This window comes from Streptomyces sp. NPDC043738, assembly GCF_056436545.1.
On sequence record NZ_JBWKCJ010000007.1, the window covers coordinates 172,868 to 195,217 of the forward strand.

Sequence of the window (22,350 nt, forward strand, 5' to 3'; positions counted from 1 at the left end):
ACAGGGGTGGCATCAGGCGGCCGGTGGAGTGGCGGACACGCTGCGCCCGGCGAGCGCCCAGTAGACGAGGCCGGAGACGACCGCGCCGGCCAAGGTGAGGTCGGCACCGCCCAGCGGTGCGACCAGGGGGCCGGTCCACAGCTCGGAGTCGCAGGTCAGGGCGGCGAAGACCATCCCGGTGAGCAGTGCGGTCATCCCCGCCGGGTGGTAGCCGGAGCGGTACCAGTACGCGCCGGCGCGCCCGGAGTGCAGTGCCGCGGTGTCGTACCGGCAGCGGCGCAGCAGCATGTCGGCGAGGAAGACACCGCCCCAGGGGGCGAAGACGATGATCAGCAGGGAGAGGAAGGAGAGCAGCGACTCGGTGAAGTCGGTGAGGAAGAGGGCGCCGAGCGAGCCGAGGGCGGTGACGGCGGCGCTGATCACGATGGCCTTGGCCCGGCTCCAGGGGATGCCGAGGACCTGGAGGTTCAGCGAGGAGGAGTAGAGGGTGATGATCGAGTTGGTGACCGAGCCGAGGAGGACCAGGGCGAGGAAGACCGGCTGGAACCATCCGGGCAGCAGCCGCTCCGTCCCGGCGACGGCGTCGGTCATGTCCGTCCGGCTCGCGGCGGCCACGCCGATGACGCCGAGCGCGACGGAGGAGAGCAGACCGCCGAGGGCTCCGCTCCAGGTGAGGGCGCGCAGCGAGGTCGTCTTCGGCAGATAGCGGGTGTAGTCGGCGGGCATCGGTACGTACGAGAACGGCCCGGCGAGCATCACCACGAACGCCAGGCTCCAGCCCGCTGCTCCGGGGGCACCGTCCCGGGCGGTGAGGTCCGCGCCGGGCAGGACGAAGACCAGCAGCGCGGCGAAGCCGACGGCCAGGATGTAGGCCATCCAGCGTTCGGCGAACTGGACCGTGGCGTGGCCCCACATCGCCACCACGAAGGTGAGCGCGAGGGTCACCGCGAGCGCGAGCGCACGGGCGAGGTCGCCGCCCCGCCAGCCGAGGTCGGCGAAGAACGCTTCCAGGGCGAGGGTGCCGACGACCGTGTTGACGATGGTGTAGCCGATGCTGACCACCCAGTTGAGCAGTCCGGCCGGCCAGTTCCCGCGGACGCCGAAGGCGGCACGGGAGATGACCAGGGTGGCGGTTCCGGTACGGACCCCGCTCAGACCCGCCGCGCTGATCGCGAAGAAGGACAGCCCGCCGAGGACCACGACCGCGGTCGCCTGCCAGAAGGAGAGCCCGAAGCCGACCGCGAGGGCACCGTTGATCACATAGGTGAAGGTGAGGTTGGAGCCGAACCAGAGCCAGAAGAGGTCCTTGGCGCTGCCGTGCCGCTCGTCGTCGGGGATCGGGTCGATGCCGTGGGTCTCGACCCGGAACACCTCATCGGTGGCAGCGGGGCCGACGGCCGTGCCGGCGCTGGGGGCGGGGCCGCCGGCCGCCCCCGTCGTCCCGATCGTGTCCGCGTCCGACTGCTGTGCCATCCGCACACCGCCCTTCCGTACCAGCATCTTGAATGCCGTTCTAACTTTTAGAACGGCATTCAAGGTGTGCGACCGCTCCCCCGCCCGTCAAGCCCCTTGCACGAATTCGTGGATAGGGTTTGGGCCACAGGAGGACGTCGCAGGGGGACGTCACGGAGAGCCGGCAGCGGAGCAGGGGCGATACGGGTGGCACGGGCGGCACGGCGACGGGACGGGCACATCGCCCAGGAACGGATGCTCGAGGAGGCCATGGCGGCCATCGCCGAGAACGGTCTGGCCGGGCTCACCATGTCCGCGCTCGCGGAGCGTCTGGGCACCAGCGGCGGCCACATCCTGTACTACTTCGGCAGCAAGGACCTCCTGCTGCTGGAGGCCCTGCGCTGGAGCGAGTCCGCCCTCGCCGAGGAGCGGCGCGCACTGCTGACCCGCCGGCTGTCCGCCGAGCGCAAACTCGACCTGTTCCTGGATCTGTACCTGCCGCGCGGCCCCCGCGACGCCCGCTGGATGCTGTGGATCGAGCTCTGGGCCCGTACGCCGTCGAACGAGTCGCTGCACCAGGCTCAGGAGGAGATGGACCAGGGCTGGCAGGACGACCTGGAGGCGCTGCTGTCCAAGGGCGTGGAGCGCGGCCGGTTCGCACCGCTGGACGTATCGGCGCGCGCCTCCGAACTCCTGGCACTGCTCGACGGGTTGAGCACCCGGGTCGTCCTCGGCCAGCGCGGCAGCGACCACGGCCGCGCACTGGCCGCGGCCCGCTCCGCCGCGGAGCGTCTCATCCCCCGGCCGGCCGACTCATAGGTGCGACGGCTGCCGCGCTGGACGGCGCGGGCGGCGGTCGCGTGGGCCGAGTGCGGGACTCGGTGGCCCCGACCGGCCGCGGTACCAACTCACCTGACTTTCGGGCGCTTCATGCCTTGCCGAACCCGAACACCATGTCGTGCCAGTCCGTGTCGGGCATGCCGTCGTCGAGCGCCTTGCTGATCGTCCGCTCTTCGTAGCTGAAGTGCGATTCCATGATCGCCGCCAATCCGTCGAGTTCGCGCCCGATCGCCTCCAGGGCCGGGCCACGCGATTCGGCAGCTCTGTCGGCGAGTTCGCTCACCCGAGACAGGATCGAGGTGATCAGTCCATGGTCCTCCACGAGATTCGCGACCGTCGCGGCGAGATCCGGGCGTTCCCGTAGCAGCAGGGGCTCTTTTGGATGCGTCCGATGGAGCCGGGTTCGAACACCCTCGGCTCGGTACGCGCCCCCTCACTCGTACATCACGTACTCCGGTCGCGGAGTGAGCGCGAGGACCTCCTTCGGGGTCATCAAGCGGCTCCCCTCCGCGTCCTCCTCGTAGAACAGCTTGAAGCCGGAGTGGACGCCGTCGGGCAGCCGCGCCACCAGCCGGCGCCAGGTGCCCCGCTTCAGTCCCGGCGAGCCGATCCCGTCGACGCTCTTGATCAGCGCGACGCCGGGCTGCGGCCGCAGCGCGGACTCCGCCCGCAGGACGGACTCCGCGACCTGGTGGAAGACCAGCGGCTTCTCCGGCAGGTCGTGCTCCGCCACCAGGCCGGAGAGGTAGCGGGCGACGCGGGTCACCTCCTGCCCGCTGGTGTGCCCGTACTTCCCGCCCGGGACCTCGCCGGGCCCCATCTCCCACTCCGGGTCGAGTGCGATGCCGACATCGGGATGGACCAGCCACTCGCGCAGCGCCCGCACCTCGTCGAGGGGAGCCGCGCGGCCGGGCTGGATGTTCAGCAGGAGCAGCGCACGCCGCTCGCGGGCCATGCCGTGGAAGCGCCGGATCGTGGCGGCCGGTGTCCGCGAACGGTAGGTGCCGTCGCGCCCGGCCGAGGCGTTGGCGACCGTCGCCAGCAGCTCCAGCACCGGCAGCGGCTCGCGCCCGGCGGCGTAGCCGTGCGCCACCTTCTCCACCTCGGCGGCGCGGGCGCGCAGATCGCCTGTGCCGAGTCGGCCGAGCGCCGCCGCACCGGGCACCCCGCAGAAGCCCACCAGCCGGTATCGAGGGAACAACTCCCGCCCACCACGCGGGAGTTCGGGTCGATGCACCCCGTGCCGACCCGGACCGGCGGACGCGGAACGTGACGGGTCCGCGGGGGCGGGACGGGACTGCTCCGCGGAGGCCGAGGGCTTCGAGGACCGGGGCGGCTCCGTCGGCTCCGACGCCCGCGGGGGCGGCGGCGCACCGTTCGCCGGATCGTCCGGCCCGGCCGATTCACCACATCCCGCGAGGAGTCCGAGCCCCGTCGCCACGGTGGCGGCGAGCACCGTCCGGCGACTGGTCCCGCTCGCCCCGTCCGGTCCGCCCTTCGCACTCGCACTCGCACTCGCATCCGCACTGTCGCCCCGGTCCGCCACGTCGCCTCCCGTCCGTGTCACACCCCCCGCATCACGCGCCTGTCCAGAGCGCACCCCACGAAACCGTCGAGTTCGCCCGCCGAACCCGCTCGCCATCTGGCGCAGGACAGAGGAATGCCCGATGACGAGGCGCTCGGGTCGGTCGGATGGCTTGCGCACGCGACGCGTCGAACCGGCCGGCTCTAGGACCGGTCCGACGGGGCAGGGCCGGCGGCCCAGGACGACGTGCCGTGGACGGTGTCGACGGCCTGCACGGCACACCCCATGCGGTCGACGGCGCGGAGCACTTCGCGGCGGGCCCTCTCGCTGTCACCCGGCGGGAAGGCGACACGGAGCTGGTGCCCGTAGGCCGTCTCGTACGTCAGCTGCCAGCCGGGCCCGGTGACGACGAAGTGGTCCTGCCGGTTGCCGTCGTGTGCGTAACCACCGCGGTCCGAGGTGGGGGCGAGCGCGTCGCGCAGGATCCGAAGGCGCTCGGTATAGGGGAGGTTGCCTTCGTCCAGGCGGACGTAGATGTGGTCGCGGTCGATCGCCGCGTCGAACCAGGGGGCGGCTTCCGGTTCGCGGTGCAGGAGTTCGGAGCCGATGCGGCCGCTGACCCACCCGTCGAGAAACGCGGCGGCCCCGCCGTCGAATCGCTCGTAGTCGTCGTCCCGTGACCAGATCACCACCGGCCAGGATTCGGGCGGCCCTTCGGTCAGCCAGCACAACCGCGCCGCGTCGTCGGTCACCGCCCAGGTGAGCAGCCCGCCCGGTTCCGGGAAGAAGGGGTGGGGGTGGTCCTCGGGCCGGCGCTCGCGCAGCGGTCCGAAGTCCTCCAAGAGGTGCGCTTCGAGCCGGACCGGGTTGTCGTCGCCGAACGGAGTGCACAGGCACAGTGCGCCCCAGAAGTCACCGCGGCCGTAGGTCTCGACCAGCTGTTTGTAGTCGTCCGGCAGCCGGGTGCCCAGCGCCCGCTCGGCATCGGCCCAGTCGCCGTGTCCATTGACCGCCTCGGCGGGCGGTGGCACCCGTTCGATGACGCGGGCAAGGGGGCTGTGGGCATCGATCATGCGCACACCTTAGAACCGGCATCCGAGAGGGGCGGCGCCGAGTGTGAGTGCGGCGACGGCGACGCGGAGTGTTCGCCCGTCGTCGGCGATGTGGTCCTGTGACCGCAGGGGGGTTGCTTCCGGTCTCAGAGGGGCCAGAAGGGGTCCGGTGACCACCCGACAAAGACGGTGCGGGGAATGTCGGGTGATCGGGACCGGTGTCGCCCCACGATGGGGACATGGATGACACAACTTTGGTATCCCGCTTCCTCCGCGACGGCTTCGTGAAGTTGGAGGGCGCCGTCGCGCCGCGCGTGGCCGCGGACTGCGCGCGGCTGCTGTGGCGGGAGACGGGCTGCGACCCGCACGATCCGGCGACATGGACGCAGCCGGTGCACTGGGTGGCCGGCATGGCGCAGGGGCCGTTCGCCGCCGCACCCAACTCCCCCTCCCTGCAGCACGCGTACGACCTGCTCGTCGGCGCGGGACGCTGGGAGCCGCGCTACTCGCTGGGCACCTTCCCGCTGCGCTTCCCGCACGAGGAGGAGCCGGACGACGCGGGCTGGCACATCGAGGGGAGCTATCTGCCGGACGGCGAGAGCTGGTACTTCACGAATCTGCGCTCCCGGGGCCGGGCACTGCTGATGCTGTTCCTGTTCAGCGAGGTCGGTGAACAGGACGCCCCGACCCGGATCCGGGTCGGCTCACACCTCGACGTGCCGAAGGTGCTGGAGAAATACGGGGAGGACGGGGCGAGCGGGCTGACCCTCGCGCCCGACCTGGTGGCGGCGTCCGACCACCGGCCGCTCGCCCTCGCCACCGGGTCCCCGGGCGACGTCTTCCTCTGCCATCCGTTCCTGGTGCACTCGGCGCAACCGCACCACGGGGTGCGGCCGCGCTTCATGGCCCAGCCGCCGCTGATGCCGGCCGCGCCGTACGAACTGGAGCGGGCCGACGGCGCCTACTCACCCGTGGAGATCGCGATCCGTCGGGGCCTGGGACGACACACCCCCGGTCCGGACGGGGACGGCACCGGCTGCGGCGCCGGGTAGACATGTTCCGTCCCGTTCCACCGTCACCCGAAGGACGGGGACAGCCGCAGAGCGGGGCTCACCGGCTCCCCGAGATGCCGCCGAGTCCCGGAGGGGTACCGAGGACTCCGGCGATGAAGGCCGCCAACTGCCCTCGCATCTCCTCCCGGGACACGCGCTTGTCGCCGGCCAGGTACTCGACGAGGTCGGCTCGGGTGGCGGCGAGCAGCGCGTGGGCGGTGAAATCGCTGTCGATCGGATGCGGAATCCGCTCCAGCAGGTCCCGAAGCAGGGTGTGCCATCGCTCGTAGTGTTCGGTGCGATAGGGGCTGTCGCTGCCGGTTTGCTCCAGGGCCAGCGCGAGGTGGCGGTTGTCGAGCTTGAAGCACAGGACGGCGTCGAGCAGGGCCGGTACGCGCTGAAGCGGCGGGGCGGCGGGCCCCAGGGGCGGCGGGCCCTCCTCGACGGCGCTTCCGATCGGTTCGAGGCGGGCTTCGTACAGCGCACGGATCAGCCCGGTGCGATCGCCGAAGGCACGGAAGAGCGTCCCCTTGCCGACACCGGCCGCCGCCGCGACGTCGGCCATGGTGACCTCCTCCGGGCTCTGGCAGCGGGCGAAGAGCGTGTCGGCGGCCGCGAGGACGGCCGCCCGGTTTCGCGCCGCGTCCTTGCGCGGTCTGCGCTCGGTCATGGGTCCTCCAGTTGCGATGCGGACCGGCGGTCCGTATCTTCAAGGAAGCGGACCTTCGGTCCGCATCGTCATCGTACGCGACGGAGGACTCATGCCTGCGCACACCTCGCCCGCCGATCTGTACCGCCACGGCCTGAGGCTTCTGCTGGACAAGGACATTCCCGCCTGGGTCGGCCTGTGGGCCGCGGACGGTGTCATGGAGTTCCCCTTCGCTCCCCCGGGCCGGCCCGAGCGACTGGACGGCAGGGAGGCCATCGCCGCCTATATGCGCGACTATCCCGACCACATCGACCTGCACGACTTCCCCGACGTGCGGATCCACCAGACCACCGCCCCCGGGACCATCGTCGTCGAGATGCGGGGCGTGGGCCGGGTGGTGGAGACCGGCGGCCCCTTCGACATGACCTATATCGCCGTCGTGTCCGTCCAGGACGGACGCTTCACCTCCTACCGCGACTACTGGAACCCCCTCGCCGTCCACGCCCCCGGCATGGACTTCACCCGGAGCGACGCCCGATGACCAGTACCGGCACCACCCTCGTCGTCGGCGCCACCGGCACCACCGGCAGCCGTACCGCGAAGCGGCTGACCGCCGCCGGCCACCGCGTCAAGGCCGCCGGCCGCCGCGCCACCCCGGTCGCGGGCGCGGAACCGGTCCGCTTCGACTGGTACGACCCCGCCACCTTCGACGGCGCGCTCAGCGGAGCCGACCGCGCCTATCTCGTCCCGCCCGTGGGGGATCCGGACCCGGCCGCGGTCATGCTGCCCTTCCTCCGCCAGGCCCGCGCCGTCGGCGTCCACCGCGTGGTGCTCCTCAGCTCCTCGGCCGTCCCCGAAGGGGGCCCGGCGGTGGGGGCGGTGCACGGGGCCCTGCCCGGCCTGTTCGAGCAGTGGGCGGTGCTGCGCCCCTCCTGGTTCATGCAGAACTTCACCGGCACACACGGCCACGCCCGCAGCATCCGTGAGGACGGCGTCATCCTGACCGCGGCCGGGACCGGCCGGGTCGGATTCGTCGACGCCGACGACATCGCCGCCGTCGCCGTACACGCCCTGACCGACGACCACGCACCCGACTCCGACCTGATCCTGACCGGGCCGGAGGCGCTCAGCCACGACGACATCGCCACCGTCATCACGGAGGTCACCGGCCGCCCCGTGGCCCACCGCCCCCTGACGTACGAACAGCTGCGGGACCGTCTGGCCGCGCAGCTGCCGCCGGAGTTCGCCGCCCTGCTGGCCGGCATGGACCGTGCCATCGCCGAGGGAGCCGAGGACCGGACCACCGACACCGTCCGGCGACTCACCGGACGCCCGCCGCGCGGTTTCCGGGCGGTCGCCGAACGGGAGCTGGCAGGGGGGACCCGGCCATGACCCGTCGGACAGGACTTAGGATCGGACGGTGAAGCAGAGCGCGATGCTGGCCGGGGCCTTCGACGAGCTGGCCGACAGCTACGATCATCAGCACCACGAGGAGATCGCACGGGCGCTGATCGCATGGGTGGCTCCCGGTGAGGGCGACGCGGTCGCCGACGTGGCGTGCGGAGCGGGAGCCGTCGCCCGGCAGCTCGCGCGGAGCCGGCCCGACACCGCGCCCCCCGTCCTGGCCGTCGACCTGTCTCCCGGAATGGTCGCGGTGGGCCGGGCGCGGGCCGCGGGCCCGGTACGTGACACGGCGATCGACTGGCGGGTCGCCGACGCCGTACCGCTGCCGGTCGCCGATCACTCCCTCGACGTCGTGCTCTGCGCGTCCTCGCTGCACTTCCTGGGGCGCCGGGCCCTGGCCGACTGGCGGCGCGCCCTGCGCCCGGGTGGCCGGGTGGGCTTCACGCTGCCTCTGGCCACGCACTTCCGTCCGTCGGGGCGCTTCTCGGGTCATGTCGCCCGTGACCTGCCGCTGCCCCGGACCGCGCAGGAGGCGAGCGCCTGGGCGGCGGAGTGCGGCTTCACCGAGGTCGATTCCCGCGTCCTCGTCCTCGGTACGCGTCGTGTGGTGATGACCTCGGCCGTGGAGCCAGGCGATCGCTAGGCCGGCGAGCCCCGGCGCGCTGCGGCCAGGGCCTGTCCAACGGGTCATGGCCGGGTCCCCCATCGCTGCGGCGAGGACCTGCGGGGCGGTCCAGATAGCTCGTCCGGCGGCCGTCCCAGGAACGGCGCAGCGGGTCCCGCACCGCCCGGACGCACCACCCGGCCGGGGTGACCACCGCGAAGTACAGCGCGGCCAGGCCCAGGTGCCGCAGCCGCTCAGTCCATCGGGATCGCGGCACGCCAGTCGCCCTCCTCCCGCCACTCGGGCTGGTCCCGCTTGTCCAGCAGGAAGTCGCCGAGGACCAGCAGATCGATCCGGGTGCGCATGAAGCAGGCGTACGCCTCCTCGGCGTCGCGCACGATCGGCTCCCCGCGCACATTGAAGGAGGTGTTCACCAGCACCGGGCAGCCGGTGCGGTCCCGGAAGGCGGTGAGCAGCGCGTGGAACCGCGCATTGCCCTCGGCCGACACGGTCTGCACCCGGGCCGAGCCGTCGACATGGGTGACCGCCGGGATCGTCGAGCGGGGCACCCGCAGCAGGTCCGGCCCCGTGGCGCCTTCGGGCGCGGCCTCGCACTCCCGCCGCCGTGCCGCGGCGACCTGCGCGGTCAGCAGCATGTACGGACTCTCCTGCGTCAGGTCGAACCAGTCCTTGGCGTCCTCCGCGAGGACCGCGGGCGCGAACGGACGGAAGGACTCCCGGAACTTGGTCTTGAGGTTGAGGGTGGACTGCATGGCCGGGTCGCGCGGATCGGCGAGGATCGACCGATTGCCCAGCGCCCGTGGTCCGAACTCCATCCGTCCCTGGAACCAGCCCACCACCCTTCCCTCCGCCAGCTCCGCCGCGACCCGCGCCACCAGCTCCCGCTCCGGCAGCCGTACGGCGGGGTATCCGCCCCGGGTCAGGAACTCCCCGACCTCCCGGTCGCCGTAGCCGGGGCCGAGCAGCGCCCCCGCCATGGCGTCCGTGCCGCGCCCCACGTGTGCGCGGGGCGCTCCGCGGCGGTGCGACTCGGCCAGGGCCGCGCCGAGCGCCCCGCCCGCGTCACCGGCGGCCGGCTGGACCCACAGCTCGTCGCAGACCCCGTCGGCCAGGATCCGGCCGTTGGCCACGCAGTTGAGCGCCACGCCGCCGGCCAGGCACAGCCGTCGCTCGCCGGTGCGTGCCGACGCCGTCCGGGCCAGCCGCAGCATCACCTCCTCGGTGACCTGCTGCACCGAGGCAGCGAGGTCGAACTCCCGCTCCGTGAGCGGGCCTTCCGGTGTCCGGCGCGGCCCGTCGAACAGCTCCTCGAAGGCCCGGCCGACCATGGTCCGCCCGTACTGGAAGGTGAAGTGACGCAGATCCAGACGGAACGAGCCGTCCGGCTTGACGTCGATCAGCCGCTCCCGGATGAGCGGTGCGTAGCGCGGCGTCCCATAGGGCGCCAGGCCCATCAGCTTGTACTCGCCCGAGTCGACCTTGAAGCCGCAGAAGTAGGTGAACGCCGAGTACAGCATGCCGAGCGAGTGCGGAAAGCGCAGTTCCGCGAGCGGGACCAGCTCGGTGCCGCGGCCGTGCCACAGTGTCGTCGTCGCCCACTCCCCCACGCCGTCGACGCACAGCACCGCCGCCGACGGGTACGGGCTCGGGAGGAACGCCGATGCGGCGTGCGAGGCATGGTGCCGGTAGGCCACCACCGGAGGCAGCGGCCGCCCGGGCGCCAGGTCGCGCAGGTGCGCCCGGACGTCGTCCAGTGCCCGCCGCTTCCAGCCGGCCCACTGCGGGAACGCCCGGCGGAACACCGGGAAGCCGTGCGGGGCCGTGGCCAGCCAGGTCGCCGCCACCCGGCGGAACTTCAGTCCCGGGTCCTCGTAGAAGGCCACGGCCGCCAGCTCGTCGAGGCGCAGTCCGGCCTCGCGCAGGCAGAAGGAGACGGCGTGCGAGGGAAAGCCGGGGTCGTGGCGGCGCCGGGTGAACCGCTCCTCCTGCGCCGCCGCGAGCGGGGTGCCGCCGGCCACCAGCGCGGCCGCGCTGTCGTGGTAGTAGGCGGAGATGCCCAGGACCGGGCGGTGCGGCCCGCCGGGGCCCGGGCGTTCGGCGCCCGCACCGCCCTTGCCGCTGCCCATGTCAGAACAGCGGGTAGACGGATGCGTCGTCCTCGGGCTGCGGTCGCAGTCGGGACGGCGGCGGGGCCTGGGCGGCAGGCCGGTCCGGCGGGACGGCGGGCGAGGGCTCGGGGCGGTCGCGGTGCCGCAGCCAGGAGGCGAGGCGGCGGAGCGCCGATTCGGGCGCCGCGCTGCTGTCGTCGGGCATGGATGGGCTCCTCACGCCAGGTCGAGGCGGTCCGCCAGCTGCCGGGCCACCAGGTCGTAGCCCAGGTCGGTGCAGTGCACGCGGTCGATGAACAGCCAGTCCTCCGGCACGGCGGCCTCGGCCAGTGCCACGTTCATGTCCAGGAAGGGCACGTCGAGGCGGGCGCATCCGGCGGCCAGCCGGTCCGCGTAGGCGCGGCCCACCGCCATGGTGGAGATGTCGTTGTGGAACCGGCGGAAGTTGGACACCTCGTCCAGCTCCTCGAAGAGCAGCCGCTCGCGGGGCAGCGGCTGCGCACGCACCCAGGGCGCGAGGGGCTGGAGGACGAAGGTCAGCCGGGCGCCCAGGGCGCTGGCGAGCGACCTCCATCCTCCGAGGTGGCGGAGGGTCAGTTCGGTTGCGTGCGCCACTCGTCGGTCCGGCGGCGGGACGACGTCGGGGGCGGGTCCGCAGTCGAAGAACGCGCCGTGCCGGCCCTGCTGCTCCTCGGGCAGCCGGCTGAGCACCAGGTTGTTGACGCCGGAGAGCAGCACGATGTCCTCGACCGGCGGGAGTTCGTGCTGGAACAGGGTGAACAGCAGGAGCTCCTGGGCAGAGTTGTGGCTCTGCCCGGCGATGTTCAGCCAGGGCAGCCGGGGTGCGTGGGTGTTCCACAGCCGCGCGGTGATGGTGGCCGCGTCACCGGTGGCGCCCACGCCGAAGACCGCGGAACTGCCCGCGAGCACCCGTACCGGGCCGTCGGGGCGGTCGTCGCCGACCGTCGCCCGGAGCCCGTCGGGCCCCGGGGTGACCCGGAAACCGTGCCGGTCGGTGGTGTAGACGGGGGTCTTCTCATTGCCGTACTGGAAGTACCCCAGATAGGGCTGGTCCTCCAGGACGAAGGTGTAGTGCTCCATGTGCGGGGTGAACTCGGCGCGGGGTGACGTCATCGGCGAAGGGGCTCCCGTCGGTGCGCGGTGGGTGGCTGTGGTGCCTTCCGTGGTGACCGGGCGTCCGGCCGTGCGTGGGTGCGGACCGTGCGCACGGCGTGTGTGGGGTGGGCGGTGTGCGCTCAGCGGGCCGGCACCGGGGGTGGTGGCTCGGGCAGGGAGCCGGGGCGGTCCTCGCGGATGAGGTCGGCGTTGATGGCCATGCCGGCCAGGCCTCCGCTGGCGGCGGCCATCGCGGCCTGCTGCATGTTCCGGCCGAGGTCCCCGGCCACGTACAGCCGGGGCAGGCTGGTGCGGCCGCGCTCGTCGGTCTGCACGGACTCCAGGTCCGGGGCCTGCAGCCAGGGGCGCAGCGGGGCCACCCGGGGCTCGATGTCCAGGTGCAGGAAGAGCGCCCCGTAACTCGCGGACCGGCCGTCCTCGAAGAAGACCTCGACGCCCTCGGGATGCGGCTTCACCTCGCCGACCCCGTGGGTGACGACGGGCACGCCGGCCGCGGTGAGCCGGTCGCGCTCGTCCTGGGGCAGCTCGCGCCGGTCGGTGAGGTAGGTGATGCTGTCGGACCACACCGTCAGGGTCGCGGCCAGGCACTCGCTGGGCACGGTCCCCCCGTACACGGCGAAGCTGCGTGTCCGTACCTCCCAGGCGTGGCAGTACGGACACTCCAGGACCGTCTTGCCCCACAGGTCCGCCAGACCCGGGACCGGCGGCAGCACCGAGCGCACACCGGCCGCGTACAGCAGGGTGCGGGTGCGGAAGGTGCCGGACTCCTTGGTGGTGACCACCACATGGTCGCCGTCGGGCTCGGCCGACACCACCTCGTCGTCGCGGAACGTCACGTCGTACGCGGCGAGTTGGGCGCGGGAGCGGGCTCGGAAGTCCGCGATCGTCGCCCCGTCGTTGGTGAGGACGTTGTGCATGACGCCGGCCGCCATGTTGCGGGCGTCGCCCGAGTCGATCAGCAGCACCCGGCGGCGTGAACGCCCCAGGTAGAGCGCCCCGTTGAGGCCGGCCGGGCCGCCTCCGACGATCACCGTGTCGTAGAGCTGTGTGTCCAAGGGTCATCCTTCGTCGAGAGGGTCGTGGTGCGGGGGTGGATCGGACGGCGGCGGGTCGGACGACGGTGGGGGTGGTGCGCCGGGCGCGGGTTCGGTGGGCGCGGGCCGGTCACCGGGCGCGGAGTGGTCCCCGCGCAGGGGCGCGAGCAGCAGCAGGGCCCCCGCGGCCAGGACGGCCCCGCACACCACGAACACCGCGGGCACGGACAGGGCTTCGGCGAGCAGTCCGCCGAGGGTCGCACCGACCGGCATGGCGCCCCATGCGCACAGCCGGGACACGCTCATCACCCGGCCCTGGAGGTCTTCCGGGGTGAGCCGCTGGCGCAGCGACATCACGGGGATGTTCCAGCCCATCATGAAGACGCCGTTGGCGGCGAGCGCCAGCGCGGCCAGGACCGGGTGGCGGACCAGGCCCAGCGCGGTGTAGGCGGCTCCGGACGCCACCAGGGACCACCGGGCCAGCCGCACGGTGGGCAGCAGGGCGGCGGCCCGGGGCGCCAGCCAGCTGCCCGCGACGGCGCCCAGCGACCCGGCGGCGAGCAGCAGCCCGTACCCGGTCTCGCTCAGCCCGAGAGTACGGTCGCTCAGCAGCACCAGCATCGAGAAGGTCGCCGAGAACACCAGGCCGTACAGGGCGCTCGCGGCCAGTGTGAGCCGCAGGGTTCGGTCGGCCAGGACGAAGCCGAGCCCCTTGCGGATGTCGCGCAGCACTCCGCCGCCCGCCCCGCCCGGTGCCGCCTCGCGGCCGGGACGGACGAGCGGGGCGAGGCCGCACAGCAGCAGCGCGGCCAGCGCGTAGAGCACCCCGCCGGTGGCCAGTGCCGCGGCGGCGGTCAGTCCCACCAGCAGGCCCGCCACGGGCGGTCCGGCCGTTTCGTTGAGCACGATCTGCGCTGCCATCAGCCGCCCGTTGGCGCGCTCCAGGTGCCGCTCGTCGACCAGGCGCGGCAGCATCGCGGGCGCCGCGGTGTCGGCGAGGGTCTCGGCGATGCCCAGCAGGAACGCCAGCGCGTACAGCAGGGCCAGCGGGCGGTCGTCGGCGAGCACCAGGGCCACGCCGAGCAGGGCCGCCGCGCGGACGAGATTGCTGCCCAGCACGATCCGGCGCCGGTCCACCCGGTCCGCCAGGACGCCCGCGGGGAGCGCGAACAGCAGCCAGGGCAGCATGTTGACGGCGGTCAGTCCGGCGACCGCCGCCGGGTCGGGGTGGTGCGCGACCACCAGCAGCGGCAGCAGGGTGCGGGTGACGCCGTCGCCCGCGTTGGAGGCGGCCGTCGAAGCCCACAGCCAGCGGAACGGACGGCCCAGGTCCGCGCGGCGGGCCGGGCGGGTCCCGGACCGGGCGGTACTAGTCAACGGCGCTCCCCTCGGGCCACGTGCGCAGGCCCAGCAGCCGCTCGCCCAGTTCGGTCAGCGTCGCCGGCCCGTACAGCTCGGCCTCGTCCTTGCGCGCCCCGCCTTCCGGCGGGTGCGGCGGGATCCGCTCCCGCCAGAACCGCACCCGGGCCTCGCGGAGGTCGGCGTTCTCCTGCCAGGCGGGTGCCATGGTCAGGTACTGGGCCATCCGCACCCGGTCCTCGGAGACGTTGGGGTGCACCCCGTGCGGCAGCAGACTGTTGAAGATGATCAGGTCGCCGGGCGCGACCTCCGGCGTGGTGATGGCGTAGCCGGTGATGTCCGGCGTGCCCGGGTCGCGGTCGGCGGGCTGGCCACTCACCCACTTGTCCCACTCGGTGAAGATCTCCGGCACGCACTGGAACCCCCCGATCTCCTCGTCGCCGTGGGTCAGCGAGAGCACCGCCTGGCAGCTCACCGGCAGCGGGTCGGTGGAGGTGTCCACGTCCCAGTGGATGAAGCCGTCGAAGGCGCGCGGCCCCCGGTTGGGCGGGTTGACGTTGGCGAAGTCGATGGTGACCCACAGGTCGGTGCGGTCCCAGATGTCGGCGAAGGCCCCGTACACCCGGGGGGTCTGCCGGACGTCCCACTGGGCCTGGTGGTTGTACATCTCGACCAGCCCGCTGTGGCCCGGCAGCCGGTCGTTGCCGGTGTGCGGCGAGGTCCAGGTCGAGGGGGCCTCGGGGCGCATGTCGAGGAAGGAGTACAGGCCGTCGGTGAGGGCGGCCACCGTCTCCGGCGCCACTGCCTGACGCACGATCACATAGCCTTGGGTGATCCATTGTTGCCAGTCCGCGGGGGACAGGACGCGCAGTGGTTCCGTCTTGTGGATGTCTCGCAGTTGGATGGCGGCCACGGGCACTCTCCAGGGACACGACGCCTGCACAGGATCGGGTGGGACGGGCCGGCCCCGACATGTCCGATTCGGCCAACCTTCGCCCGGTCGGGTGTCGAGGGGTACGGGTACGGGGCGCTGGACGGGGCTGGGGCGGGGGTCACTCGATGATCAGGCGGCGTTCGGGCAGCACCACGGCGTCCAGTTCGGTCTCGGTGAGCAACTCCAGTGCCTCGTCGAGGTGGTTGAGGAGGGGGCGGCCGCCGCCGTTGGCACTGGTGTTGATCAGCACGGGCAGCCCCGTGCGGGCGGCGACCGCATGGCACAACCGGTGCAGCAGGGGCTGGGCGTCGGGCCGTACGGTCTGCAGGCGGGCCGTGCCGTCGATGTGCCGCGCCTCGGCGAGCTGCCGGGCCCGGTCGGGCCGCACCCGCACCGCGAACAGCATGGTCTCGGTGTGGTCCAGGGGGCCGGTGAAGTACTGGTCGGCCACCTCCTCCGGGCAGATCGGCGCGACCGGGCGGAACCACTCCCGGTGCTTGATCGTCTGGGAGACGTACCGGCGGGCGCCGCTCCAGTGCGCCGAGACCAGCAGCGAACGGTGGCCCAGCGCCCGCGGCCCGGTCTCCAGGCCGCCCTCCAGCCAGGCCACGCAGCGCCGGACGGCCAGCAGCTCGGCGACGGTCTGGAGGAACTCCTCCTCGTCGGCCGGGCGGTGCGGGGACAACCCGAGGCCGGCCAGACGCCGTGCCAGGCCGCCGGGTGGGGCCGTGTCGTCGCCGTCCACCGTGTCCAGGCCCGCCAGCGGCGGTCCGGCGTAGGCCAGCGACGTGGAGCGCGCGCGGCTGCGCAGGGCCGGACGGTCGGCCGGGTCGGCGACGGCCAGCGCCGCGCCCAGTGCGATCCCCGAATCGTCGCAGCAGGTCGGGATGGACACCCGGGTGAACTGGCCGCACTCGGCGAGGCGGCTGTTGGCGGTGATGTTGAGCGCGCAGCCGCCCGCGTAGCAGAGCGTGGTGTAGCTGGGGAAGCGCCGGCTGACGCCGGTGACCAGTCGCGTCAGGTCCCGCTCCACGGCGGTCTGCAAGGTGGCCGCCAGGTCCCTGCAGACGCGCTCGTCGGGGGAGGTCCCGACCACGGTCGTCCGGCCGTCCGCGGTGCGGATCTCGTCGGGGAAGACCGAGCCGAAGGAGTGCACCACGTCGTCGTCCGAGGAGTCGGCGAGGCCCGCGTCCAGATATCCGCCGCTGTCCGGGTCGTACTCCCACCAGGTGTCGGCGTAGCGCAGGGCGGTGCCGGTCAGCAGATCCTCGTCGAGCGGCTCGAAGAGGTCCGGCGAGGCGCGGCGGACGGACTGCGGGACGAGCATGGCGTGCAGCACCGGCAGCAGGGCGGCGTCGCTCTCCCCGGTGGCCGTCAGCCCGAGCAGCTTGCCGGTGTCGAACTGGCTGCCGTGGACGCGCCGCGCGAGGGCCTCGTAGACCAGGCCGAAGCGCGGGCCGGTGCGGTTGGTGAAGGACATCACCGGAGTCAGCTGGTCGCCGTCGCCGAGGCAGACCATGCCGCACTCGGCGTAGTTGGCGGTTCCGTCCAGGGCCAGCACCAGGGCCTTGCGGGCTCCGGAGGTGTAGTAGGCGAGCGCGGCGTGCGCGTAGTGGTGGCGCACCGCGGTCAGCGTGATGTCGCCGAACCCCTTGGCCAGCGGCCAGTCCAGGGGTTTGATCACCCGGGTGACCGCGTCGGCGAGTCCGGTGCCGCCGGTGGCCGTCCAGCGGGCGTCCTCGTTGACGAGCTCGACCAGCGCCGGGGGCAGCACCTGGCACATCGGCGTGTACCAGTCGGCCACGGCGATCCCGGTCACCGGGCCGGCCGCCCGCTCCCGAAGCTCCGCCAGCCACTCGGCGGCGGCCCGCGGGAAGTCGCCGTTGCCGCCGCACACATGACGCAGCCCCAGCCGGCGCTCGGCCTCGATGACGCGGTAGCCGCCCGCGTCGGTGAGCGCGGCACCCGCGTCATGGCCGAAGTGCATCCCAATCGTTGCCATGGAACCAGTCACCCTTCCTCGGCCCGGAGGAGAGTCGCGGGGCCGGGTCGTGGATCGGCAGCCCGCCTCGCGAGGGGGCGGGCCGTTGCGGAGAGCATCGGGAAGGGACCGGGTCAGGACAGGGTGGCGAGGCCCTGGGCGTGATGGCGCTCCAGGAGGCCCTGCACCACCTCGCGCATGTAGGCGCAGTAGCCGGGCGACATCAGCTGGATCGAGCCGTTCTCCTCCTCCAGCGCTCCGGCGGAGCCGCCCGAGCAGGTGCCCTGGAGTTCGCAGCCCTGGCAGCCGGGGCCGTTGGTGTAGGCCCGCATGCCGTAGTCCTGGTAGGCGGGAGAGGAGAAGATGCCGCGCCAGTCGTCGATGGTGCCGAGCTTGCGGGCGGTGGCCTTGCAGGCGAAGACGCTGCCGTTGGGCTCGATGGAGAGCTGGCGGCCGACCGCCGGGCAGGTCTTGTAGTCGGCCTGCTCGGCCCACTTGGCCTCGTCGATGATCATCTGGAAGGTCTGGTACCAGTAGCCGCTGAGCTGCACACCGCGCTCGCGCCCGTAGTCGACGGCGGCCAGCAGCCGCTGCGCCACGTCGTGCGGACTGTGCTGCTGGAAGAACTCCCTGGCCTGGAACGACACGATGACGTCCAGGGCGTCCAGACCGGCCTCGGCGACGAAGTCGATGAGCTGGGTGCCCCACTTGTCCCAGGTGTACTGGGAGAGCACCGAGGTGATGCTGACCGGGACGCCCGCGCCCTTCATGTCGAGGATCGCCTTGCGGACCACGGCCCACGGGGTGCGCTGCTGCTGTCCGCCGCGGAACTCGCCGGTCTCCGGGACCAGGTAGTCGATGGAGACGGTGGTGTCGACACGGTGCCTGGCGAGCGCCGCCAGCAGCTCGTCGTCGATGCGGGAGCCGTTGCTGGTCAGGTCGTAGGAGAGGGTGACCCCGTCGTAGCGGTCGCCGAACGTGCGCAGCACGTGCAGGATCGTGCCCCGCGCCAGGGTGGGCTCGCCGCCGAAGAACGACACCGTCAGATGGCCGCCTCCGTTGGCCTTGCGCAGCTCGATGGCTTCCTTGATGGTCTTCTCGGCGACCTCGCGCGACATGTGCATCGAGGGGTTGCGGCCCTCGTCGGCGCCGTGGTTCCAGTCGCCCTTGGCGAGCGTGGGGCCCGAGTCCTGGCGGAGCGGGCCGGCGTCGTCGCGCGAGCGGCGCAGTTCGACCAGGACCGGACCGGGTTTCACCGACTCGCCGGAGGTGTTGCGCTCCTCGACGCCACCGTCGAAGTTGTACGCGAAGCAGCCCTGGCAGGAGAAGTTGCAGGCGTTGGTGAGCACGAGCTGGATGGAGGAGTGGAACACGCCGCTGCCCAGTGCGCTCTGCCGGCTCTCCAGCAGACCGTCGATCTCCCTGGCCTCGTCGTGCCCGGCCTCGACGAGGAACCGGGCGGTGAGGAGGTCGCGCAGTGAGTCGTCGTCGGCCCGCTTCCTCAGCTGGTCCCAACTGAGGCCCTGGGAGGCCTCTTTGAGGAGTTCGACGATATCCCGGTCGATCAGTCGCGCATTTCCGAAGAGTGAATGAAAGGCCATGGTCCGCTCGTCGCCCTCGTAGGAGCCGAGCCGGCCCCCGAACGACGTGAAATCCCGGTCGCCCGCGGCACGTAGGGTGCGGACGTAGCGCGAGGACTGGTACATCGAATTCTGCATGGTGAAGATTTCTCCCTGCGTCTTACGACTTTCCGACCCGGCGTAGGGCGCGGCGCCCCCGGGCGCACGGCGTACGGCACGGCGTCGGTGAAGGGGATTTCGGCGCGGGGCCGTTGGGCGCGGACCGGTCCCGGACCTGGGTCCGGCCCGCGCGACAGACCGGGGCCCGGCCGGTGGGCGGGGCCCCGGGAACCTCAGCCCTTAGGCCGACGCACCCTCTTTCCGCTGCTCAGCGGAGGCCGAGACGACCTCCGCCTGCTTGCGGGCGGGTGTGATGGTCGGGGCGTTGCCCTTGTCCGGCGACACGAACGCGCACGGGCGGGACGACGCGGTGACCGCGGGGCGGGCGACCTTCTTGACTTCGGCCATCTGGCCTCCTCAGTAAGTGCGACTCACAACGCGCCCACTGAAGCAGAAGAAATGAACGCTCGATAAGACTGCTACCGGTCATGCTCGGAAAAACACCTCGATCACATTTACCAACACTTTCCGAGCGTTCCGCAGAGAATCGATCTTTCGACATTCGGCGGGTGCTGCGCTGAGCGGCCAATTCGCCCGCACGCCCGCGTGATCCCATGCGGCCGGGAGCGTCGCCGGGCGCACTTCGATTTCCTTTGCGCGGGATGAGATCCGGCCAGAAGCGGGGTGGGACGGCGTACGGCCGGGCCGGACCGGCGGTGCCCGGCGCGGTGACACGGCGTGCGGCCCCCGCCACCGCCCGCAGCGTTCCGCGAAGTGGCGGGCGGCCGGCCGGGCGTCCCCTCGTGACCGGGCGCATACGGAACGCAGCTGCTTTGACCGCGCCGGGGTGGCGTGCCTACGCTCGGAAGGGACGTCGTTGAGAGTGCAACATCGATTGCCGCGACGTCAGCGGAGCAGGTCGGAGTCCTGCGAAGTCGCCCCGCCGGTGCGGCCGGGCCGCGCGCGTTGCCGGCGCACGGCGGTGGGGCCGGAGAACTCCACATCGATACGCCGATGACCTCGGTACGCCGACGCATCGGCCACGCACCACCCCCGAGAGGGGACGACCATGCGCGCGAAGACCAGAACCCATCGCATCATCGCAGCACTGTGCACAGTGCCCTTCCTCGTGTTCGCCGGCGCCGGCGCCGCGAGCGCGGCTGCGGCCACCGCACCGGCGGCCGCCACCTCCCACGTCCAGAACCACGACTGGCGTTGTGACTACTGGACCTGGGACGACTGGGACTGCGACGCCTACTACGGACACGGCTACCACGGCCTCAGCTACGGCTTCTACGACCACGGATTCGGCTACGGCGGCCACGGCTACGGTGGCGGATACGGCGGCGGCCACGGTGGCGGATACGGCGGTGGCGGTCACGGCTACGGTGGCGGCGGTCACGGATTCGGTGGCGGATTCGGTGGCGGCGGCCACGGCGGCGGTCACGGCTGATCGACCGGCCGCGGAAGCACCGACGGCCCTTCACACAGGGGACCTGCCCGCAACGGGCGGGTCCCCCTTCCGCGCGCGGGATCGGGCCGGCGGGATCCGGTCCGCGCCGATGACCGCCGGCTTCACGCCCGGGGCCGCGTCCCGGTCCACCGGATCAGGAAAGCGTCAACATCGTCGGGCTCGCGCACGCTCCCGCCGGGCCTGCTGTGACCATGCGACACAACCCATGTCCGCTCGGCCGCCCGAGATCCGCTCGCAGTACCAGGCGTCGTGGGTCCCCGTGCAGGACCGGTGAGGCAGGGGCCTTCGGTGGCGCCGAGGGTGGTCGCGGCCGATACGCCAGGCGTACGGCCAGGAAAGCTCAAGGTGTTTCTCGGAGCGGCGCCCGGGGTCGGCAAGACCTACCGGATGCTGGACGAGGGGCGCCGTCGTGCCCGTCGCGGCACCGACGTGGTGGTGGCGTACGCCGAGTGCCACGGCCGGCCGCACACCGAGGAGCAGCTCCAGGGGCTGGAGCTACTGCCCAGGACGCGGCGCGAGTACCGGGGCAGTACGTTCACCGAGCTGGATCTCGACGGCGTCCTGGCCCGCCGTCCCGAGGTCGCGCTCGTCGACGAGCTGCCGCACACCAACGTCCCCGGGGGCCGCAACGCCAAGCGCTGGCAGGACATCGAAGAGCTGCTCGCCGCCGGGATCGACGTCGTCACCACCGTCAACGTCCAGCACCTCGAATCGCTCAACGACGTCGTGGAGAAGATCACCGGCGTCCCGCAGCGGGAGACCGTCCCCGACGAGGTCGTGCGCCGCGCCCACCAGATCGAACTCGTCGACATGCCCGCCGAGGCGCTGCGCCGGCGGATGGCGCACGGCAACATCTACCAGCCGGAGAAGGTCGACGCCGCGCTCGCGCACTACTTCCGGGTCGGCAACCTGACGGCCCTGCGGGAACTCGCGCTCCTGTGGGTGGCCGGGCGGGTGGACGAGACCCTGCAGAAGTACCGTTCCGAGCACGGCATCGGCACCGTGTGGGAGACCCGCGAACGCGTCGTGGTGGCGCTGACCGGCGGCCCGGCGGGCGAAACGCTGATCCGCCGGGCGGAACGGATCGCGGACCGGTCCTCCGCCGGCGGTCTGCTGGCCGTCCATGGCGATGAAGATGTCCGGGGCGTACGCGGAAAGGAGGCTCCAGTCGAGGGCGGCGAGCCCGTTCGTCCTCGTTCCACCGCCCGGCGCCGGCCTCGGGCTCCTCGGATCAGAACTGCAGGGCGTCGGACGCGGAGGTCTGCCAGTAGGTCACCGAGGCGTTGTCGTCCTTGTGCGTCTGCGCGGGCAGACTGAGCGTCAGGGGCGCGCCGACCGAACCGGAGCCGCTGCGCGGCGTGAAGTAGACCGTCAGCTTCCGGGCGGTGCGGCCATGGGTGTCCCCACCCGCCTCGCCGCTGAGCAGGACCGACGCATAGGCGGACCGGCCCGGTGCGAGGGTCACCACGGCTTGCGGCTTGCTGTCGTCGTTGACCTGGGTGGCGGACTGGTCGTCGTCGAAGCGCAGCAAGGGCGCGAAATAGGCGCTGCAGGGGCGGGAGCCCTTGTTGGTGACCGTCAGCAGCAGGTGGTTGATCGGGCGCGGAACCTTGGTGACCGTGGCCGTCACGTTGCCTCCCGTGCAGGCATCGGACGAGCCGGCTCCGCGGCCGGGGGCCTTTCCGCCGTCCGAGGGCTGCGGAGCGGAGGGGTTCTTCTCGGCGCCGGAGGCCGAGCCGCTGCCACTGCCGCCGCTGTTGCCATGGCCGCCACTGTCGCCGTCGCTGTTGCCGCTGCCGTCGGCCTTGTCCCCCGGGCGCGCCGTGGCGCCGTCGGCGGCGGCCTTCGCCGGGGAGCGGCCGTCGGACGACGAACCCTGGCAGGCGGTCAGGGACATCGCGGCGAGCAGGGCGGCGGCCGCGGCGACGGCGGTACGGGGACGAACGCGAAGCATGATGAAGGGTGTTCCTTTCGCTCCACGGTGGTGGAGGTGGTCGTTCCACAGGGGTGGAGGTGGGTCCGGACGTGTCTGGGTGTGGGTGGGG

At 72.4% G+C, this 22,350-nt stretch carries 21 protein-coding genes and 1 pseudogene; 7 read left to right on the forward strand and 15 right to left on the reverse strand.

Features of this window, described 5'->3' with window-relative positions; translation table 11 throughout:
• Positions 1-12: 12 nt before the first annotated feature.
• Positions 13-1,500: a purine-cytosine permease family protein gene (locus AC0680_RS12650; protein WP_478627469.1), complete on the reverse strand. Its 1,488-nt coding sequence runs from the start codon at positions 1,498-1,500 to the stop codon at positions 13-15.
• A 159-nt stretch (positions 1,501-1,659) separates the two neighbouring features.
• Here AC0680_RS12650 and AC0680_RS12655 point away from each other — a divergent pair, with 159 nt between their 5' ends.
• On the forward strand, positions 1,660-2,271 hold the full coding sequence (locus tag AC0680_RS12655; RefSeq protein WP_478627472.1) for a TetR/AcrR family transcriptional regulator: 612 nt from the start codon (positions 1,660-1,662) through the stop codon (positions 2,269-2,271).
• A gap of 109 nt (positions 2,272-2,380) precedes the next feature.
• Here the strand turns inward: AC0680_RS12655 and AC0680_RS12660 are convergent, their stop codons facing one another.
• The 3 genes from AC0680_RS12660 to AC0680_RS12670 all read right to left on the reverse strand — a co-directional run bounded on the left by AC0680_RS12660 (position 2,381) and on the right by AC0680_RS12670 (position 4,890).
• Complete coding sequence (locus tag AC0680_RS12660; RefSeq protein ID WP_478627475.1) at positions 2,381-2,575, reverse strand: hypothetical protein; 195 nt, start codon at positions 2,573-2,575, stop codon at positions 2,381-2,383.
• Between the two features lie 150 nt (positions 2,576-2,725).
• Positions 2,726-3,493: a hypothetical protein gene (locus tag AC0680_RS12665; protein ID WP_478627478.1), complete on the reverse strand. Its 768-nt coding sequence runs from the start codon at positions 3,491-3,493 to the stop codon at positions 2,726-2,728.
• A gap of 527 nt (positions 3,494-4,020) precedes the next feature.
• Complete coding sequence (locus tag AC0680_RS12670) at positions 4,021-4,890, reverse strand: SMI1/KNR4 family protein (protein WP_478627481.1); 870 nt, start codon at positions 4,888-4,890, stop codon at positions 4,021-4,023.
• A 218-nt stretch (positions 4,891-5,108) separates the two neighbouring features.
• Here AC0680_RS12670 and AC0680_RS12675 point away from each other — a divergent pair, with 218 nt between their 5' ends.
• On the forward strand, positions 5,109-5,921 hold the full coding sequence (locus tag AC0680_RS12675; RefSeq protein ID WP_478627484.1) for a phytanoyl-CoA dioxygenase family protein: 813 nt from the start codon (positions 5,109-5,111) through the stop codon (positions 5,919-5,921).
• A gap of 58 nt (positions 5,922-5,979) precedes the next feature.
• Here the strand turns inward: AC0680_RS12675 and AC0680_RS12680 are convergent, their stop codons facing one another.
• Positions 5,980-6,591, reverse strand: a complete 612-nt coding sequence (locus tag AC0680_RS12680; protein ID WP_478627487.1) for a TetR/AcrR family transcriptional regulator — start codon at positions 6,589-6,591, stop codon at positions 5,980-5,982.
• A gap of 91 nt (positions 6,592-6,682) precedes the next feature.
• Here AC0680_RS12680 and AC0680_RS12685 point away from each other — a divergent pair, with 91 nt between their 5' ends.
• The 3 genes from AC0680_RS12685 to AC0680_RS12695 are packed head-to-tail and all read left to right on the forward strand — an operon-like array spanning position 6,683 to position 8,617.
• Entirely contained in the window at positions 6,683-7,111 is a 429-nt protein-coding gene (locus AC0680_RS12685) for a nuclear transport factor 2 family protein (RefSeq protein WP_478627490.1), read from the forward strand.
• Entirely contained in the window at positions 7,108-7,962 is an 855-nt protein-coding gene (locus AC0680_RS12690) for an NAD(P)H-binding protein (protein WP_478627492.1), read from the forward strand. Before AC0680_RS12685 ends, AC0680_RS12690 begins: the two co-directional genes overlap by 4 nt.
• A gap of 28 nt (positions 7,963-7,990) precedes the next feature.
• Complete coding sequence (locus AC0680_RS12695) at positions 7,991-8,617, forward strand: class I SAM-dependent methyltransferase (RefSeq protein ID WP_478627494.1); 627 nt, start codon at positions 7,991-7,993, stop codon at positions 8,615-8,617.
• A gap of 215 nt (positions 8,618-8,832) precedes the next feature.
• On the opposite strand, the gene AC0680_RS12700 is transcribed toward AC0680_RS12695, so the two are convergent.
• From AC0680_RS12700 to AC0680_RS12740, 9 genes are all read right to left on the reverse strand, one after another.
• A complete protein-coding gene (locus AC0680_RS12700; RefSeq protein WP_478627497.1) occupies positions 8,833-10,725 on the reverse strand; it encodes a carbamoyltransferase family protein in 1,893 nt (630 codons plus the stop codon).
• Between the two features lies 1 nt (position 10,726).
• The gene (locus AC0680_RS12705; RefSeq protein WP_478627499.1) at positions 10,727-10,912 is read right to left on the reverse strand and encodes a hypothetical protein; all 186 of its coding nucleotides are present in this window, start codon (positions 10,910-10,912) and stop codon (positions 10,727-10,729) included.
• An 11-nt stretch (positions 10,913-10,923) separates the two neighbouring features.
• Positions 10,924-11,841: an SGNH/GDSL hydrolase family protein gene (locus AC0680_RS12710; RefSeq protein WP_478627500.1), complete on the reverse strand. Its 918-nt coding sequence runs from the start codon at positions 11,839-11,841 to the stop codon at positions 10,924-10,926.
• A 122-nt stretch (positions 11,842-11,963) separates the two neighbouring features.
• Entirely contained in the window at positions 11,964-12,899 is a 936-nt protein-coding gene (locus AC0680_RS12715) for an NAD(P)/FAD-dependent oxidoreductase (RefSeq protein WP_478627503.1), read from the reverse strand.
• A 3-nt stretch (positions 12,900-12,902) separates the two neighbouring features.
• Positions 12,903-14,255, reverse strand: a complete 1,353-nt coding sequence (locus AC0680_RS12720) for an MFS transporter (RefSeq protein ID WP_478627504.1) — start codon at positions 14,253-14,255, stop codon at positions 12,903-12,905.
• Positions 14,248-15,150, reverse strand: coding sequence for a phytanoyl-CoA dioxygenase family protein (locus tag AC0680_RS12725; protein ID WP_478627507.1), 903 nt, complete (start codon positions 15,148-15,150; stop codon positions 14,248-14,250). Before AC0680_RS12725 ends, AC0680_RS12720 begins: the two co-directional genes overlap by 8 nt.
• A gap of 139 nt (positions 15,151-15,289) precedes the next feature.
• Positions 15,290-17,173, reverse strand: coding sequence for a carbamoyltransferase C-terminal domain-containing protein (locus AC0680_RS12730; RefSeq protein ID WP_478627510.1), 1,884 nt, complete (start codon positions 17,171-17,173; stop codon positions 15,290-15,292).
• Between the two features lie 113 nt (positions 17,174-17,286).
• A complete protein-coding gene (locus tag AC0680_RS12735; protein ID WP_478627513.1) occupies positions 17,287-18,870 on the reverse strand; it encodes a radical SAM protein in 1,584 nt (527 codons plus the stop codon).
• Positions 18,871-19,071: 201 nt separating this feature from the next.
• Positions 19,072-19,239, reverse strand: coding sequence for a hypothetical protein (locus AC0680_RS12740; RefSeq protein ID WP_384484307.1), 168 nt, complete (start codon positions 19,237-19,239; stop codon positions 19,072-19,074).
• A gap of 661 nt (positions 19,240-19,900) precedes the next feature.
• Between AC0680_RS12740 and AC0680_RS12745 the strand changes: the two genes are divergently transcribed.
• Positions 19,901-20,284: a hypothetical protein gene (locus AC0680_RS12745; protein ID WP_478627516.1), complete on the forward strand. Its 384-nt coding sequence runs from the start codon at positions 19,901-19,903 to the stop codon at positions 20,282-20,284.
• A gap of 309 nt (positions 20,285-20,593) precedes the next feature.
• Positions 20,594-21,430: pseudogene (locus AC0680_RS12750) on the forward strand (histidine kinase); the annotation flags it as partial.
• A 106-nt stretch (positions 21,431-21,536) separates the two neighbouring features.
• Here AC0680_RS12750 and AC0680_RS12755 read toward each other — a convergent pair.
• Positions 21,537-22,259: a DUF4232 domain-containing protein gene (locus tag AC0680_RS12755; protein ID WP_478627519.1), complete on the reverse strand. Its 723-nt coding sequence runs from the start codon at positions 22,257-22,259 to the stop codon at positions 21,537-21,539.
• Between the last annotated feature and the right edge of the window lie 91 nt (positions 22,260-22,350).